1 protein-coding gene is annotated in these 375 nt (G+C 28.3%); it reads left to right on the plus strand.

Annotated elements, in window-relative coordinates:
• Positions 1–88: 88 nt before the first annotated feature.
• Positions 89–375, plus strand: a 287-nt coding sequence (locus FC55_RS09685; RefSeq protein ID WP_057704755.1) for a type II toxin-antitoxin system RelE/ParE family toxin, incomplete at its 3' end; no start/stop codon positions are given.

Here is a 375-nt window from a genome sequence, read left to right on the forward strand (position 1 = left end):
TTATTAAAAGAACTAAATAAAGCTGAAAAAAACTTTGGAGAAGGTGTTTCTCTAGAAGAATTTAGAAAGAGTAGAAATTAATAATCTTATGGAAGAATATAAAGTAATAATTGGTAGAGAATACATACAGGACTACGAAGATTTGGAACTCTATCTTGCTAATTCTAGTATGTATGAAAGTAATAGAAAGAAGATCTTAGACTTAATTGATAGAGATCTTGATAGGTTAAAGACAAGCCCTTATATAGGTGCTAGGTTAGATAGTAGAATTTCAATTCCAAACGACTATAGATACTTGGTTTCAGGAGACTATCTACAATTTTATAAAATATCCAATAATGTTGTTAAAGTATATCGCTTAGTATATGCAAAAAG

This window comes from Ligilactobacillus salivarius DSM 20555 = ATCC 11741, assembly GCF_001435955.1.
Taxonomy (GTDB): domain Bacteria; phylum Bacillota; class Bacilli; order Lactobacillales; family Lactobacillaceae; genus Ligilactobacillus; species Ligilactobacillus salivarius.